The 2,516-nt window shown below is 73.8% G+C and carries 3 protein-coding genes; 1 reads left to right on the plus strand and 2 read right to left on the minus strand.

Annotated elements, in window-relative coordinates; all coding sequences use genetic code 11:
- Positions 1 to 26 precede the first annotated feature (26 nt).
- Together E4099_RS31230 and E4099_RS31235 are read right to left on the minus strand one after the other, a co-directional pair.
- Positions 27 to 626 carry a TetR/AcrR family transcriptional regulator gene (locus E4099_RS31230; RefSeq protein ID WP_135342467.1) on the minus strand — a complete coding sequence of 200 codons (600 nt, stop codon included), beginning with the start codon at positions 624 to 626 and terminating at the stop codon, positions 27 to 29.
- 95 nt (positions 627 to 721) lie between these two features.
- Positions 722 to 1,516 carry an SDR family NAD(P)-dependent oxidoreductase gene (locus tag E4099_RS31235; protein WP_135342468.1) on the minus strand — a complete coding sequence of 265 codons (795 nt, stop codon included), beginning with the start codon at positions 1,514 to 1,516 and terminating at the stop codon, positions 722 to 724.
- A gap of 278 nt (positions 1,517 to 1,794) precedes the next feature.
- On the opposite strand from E4099_RS31235, the gene E4099_RS31245 reads away from it, so the two are divergent.
- Positions 1,795 to 2,430 (plus strand): NAD(P)-dependent oxidoreductase, encoded by a 636-nt coding sequence (locus E4099_RS31245; protein WP_135342469.1) that lies wholly within the window; start codon positions 1,795 to 1,797, stop codon positions 2,428 to 2,430.
- The last annotated feature ends 86 nt before the right edge of the window (positions 2,431 to 2,516 follow it).

Genomic DNA, 2,516 nt, shown 5'->3' on the forward strand with positions numbered 1-2,516 from the left:
GGCGTGGGGCGTGTGCCCCCGGTGGTTCAGGCCGCGGGTCCGCCCAGTGCGCTCCGCACCAGCCGGGTCACGGCCGGGATGGCCACCCGCAGATCCCCGTCCGGGCCGACCTCCTCGCCCGCCAGCGCGTCGAAGGTCTCGAAGCCGGTGAGGACGAACAGCAGTGTCGCCGCGTCCCGCGGTGCGCGCTCGAGACGGCCGGCCAGGACCTTGGTGCCCTCGCGGCGCCGGGCGTCGCGCTCGCCGATCACCCGGCCGACCTCCTCGTCCAGGGCGGCCAGCGCGCGCAGCCGGCGGGTGCAGACGCGGTCCACCGCCCAGAAGCCACCCATCACCTCGACGAAGCGGTCCACCGCGGACCAGGGCTCGCGGTGGGTGAAGGCCTCGGCGAGCCGCGCCATCCCGCCCTGAGCGGCGAGCGCGTCGAAGACCGCCTCCAGTAGGCCGGTCTTCGAACCGAACTGGTAGTAGACGGTGGCCCGGGCGACGTCCGCCCGCCTGGCCACCGCGTCCAGCGAGAGCGCGCCCGTCTCGGCGAGTTGTGCCCGCGCGGCGTCGGTGATCCGCACGCGTGTCTCGTCCACGTCCGCCTGCCGCTGTCCCATCCGGTAGGCCCGAGGGGTCATCGCGCTCGCCTCCACTCGCTCGCCCCCGCCGCCGTCGCGGCGGGGGCTGGACTCCTGTGAACAGGCAGTATCTCCGATCGCCGGGAGCGGGAGGGTCAGACGATGACCCGTCCGCCGCTGACGTCCAGGGTCTGTCCGGTGATCCAGGAGGACGCGGCCGAGGCCAGGAAGAGGGTGGCCGCCGCGATGTCCGCGGGTTCGCCGAGCCGGCCCAGCGGGTGTGCGGCGGCGACCGATGCCTGCACCTCGGGCGGCATGACGGCGGCCGTCCGCTCGGTCCGTACCGCGCCCGGCGCGATCGCGTTGACGCGGACGCCCTCACCCGCCAGCTCCAGGGCCAGGTGCCTGGAGTACATCAGCACGCCGGCCTTGGCGGCCGCGTACGCGGCGGAGGAGCCGCTGGGCAGCCGGCCGGCCGTGGACGCCATGGTGATCACCGAGCCGCTGCCGCGCTTGAGCAGGCCCGGCAGGAAAGCCTGGAGGGTGAGGAAGGTGGCCGTGAGGTTGGCGTCCAGCACGGACCGCCAGTGCTCCTCGGTCTCCTGGACGGTCGGCACGGGGTAGCCGTCCCCACCGGCGAACGCCGCGAGGACGTCGACCGGGCCGAGCTCCGCCTCGATCCGGGCGGCGGCCCGGGCGAGCGCCGCGGCGTCGGTGCAGTCGGCGACCAGGCCCAGCGCCCCGGCGCCGGCCGCATCCGCCCCGGTCAGCCCGGAGCCGACCGCCCGCAGTTCCTCGGCGACGGCGTCCAAGGCCGCCTCGTCCCGGCCCAGGACCGCGACCGAGGCTCCCTGTCGGGCGAACGAGCGCGCGGTCTCGGCCCCTATGCCCCGGCTTCCGCCGGTGACCACAACGACCTTGCCCATCAGGTCGGGGTACTGAACTCCCATGCCTTACCGCTCCCTTGATCTCGGTGGTGTGCTTCACTTAGCTTCAGTCATACAGGCTGTCTGAATGAATCGGCAAGCGTTCGCCGGGACCGAGATCCGCAAGGAGGAACACTCCGCCGCCCTCTCCGCGGTCAGCGACCGCGCACGCCGCACACCTCCCCATCAGCGCTCATGGCGCCCCCGGAGAGCCGGACGGCCACTCCTCGGGAGCCGCTGGAGTCACGACCCGATCAGCCACATCCGGCCCTCCCGGGCCCCCAACGCCATACGGAGACCCCATGAAGCTCGCCGTCATCGGCGCCACCGGCCGCACCGGCCGCCTGGTCGTCGATCTCGCCCTCGCCGCCGGGCACACCGTCACCGCGGTCGCCCGCACACCCGCCCGGCTGCCGAAGTTCACCCATGGCACCCCGCTCACCGCCCAGGCCGACGTCCACCGGCACGGCGCCCTGCACGAGCCGCTCGCCGGCCACGACGCGGTGGTCTCCACGCTCGGTACGACCGGTCGGGCCGCCACCACCGTCTTCTCGGACGGCGCGCGTGAGTTGGTGAGCGCCGCGGAGGCCGGCGGGGTGCGGCATCTGGTGATGATGTCCTCGGCGGGGTTGGAGAGCGGCCATCTCCCGTTCCCCCAACGACTGGTGACCCGGCTCGTGGTGGACCGGCTCTACCGGGAGATCCACCGCGACCTGGCCCGGATGGAGGCGGTACTCGCCGACTCCGACACGAACTGGACGGTCATCCGCGCACCCATGCTCAAGGACGGCCCGCCCGCCGCGAATCCGAGCATCGCCTACGACCACCCGCTGCCCAGCGCCGGCACCGCCACCCGAGCCACCATCGCCGCCTGGATCGTCGAGCATCTCGGCGCCCCGGAAGCCTTCCGCCACCGGGTCGCCATCGCCGACGGCTGACGGCCGGACCAGCCCCTGGAGTCCGTGTCAGCTCGAGTTCTCGACCTCCATCACGTCGGTCGGCTGGCCGGTGCCAGGGGCTGGGG

This window comes from Streptomyces palmae, assembly GCF_004684805.1.
GTDB classification, from domain to species: domain Bacteria; phylum Actinomycetota; class Actinomycetes; order Streptomycetales; family Streptomycetaceae; genus Streptomyces; species Streptomyces palmae.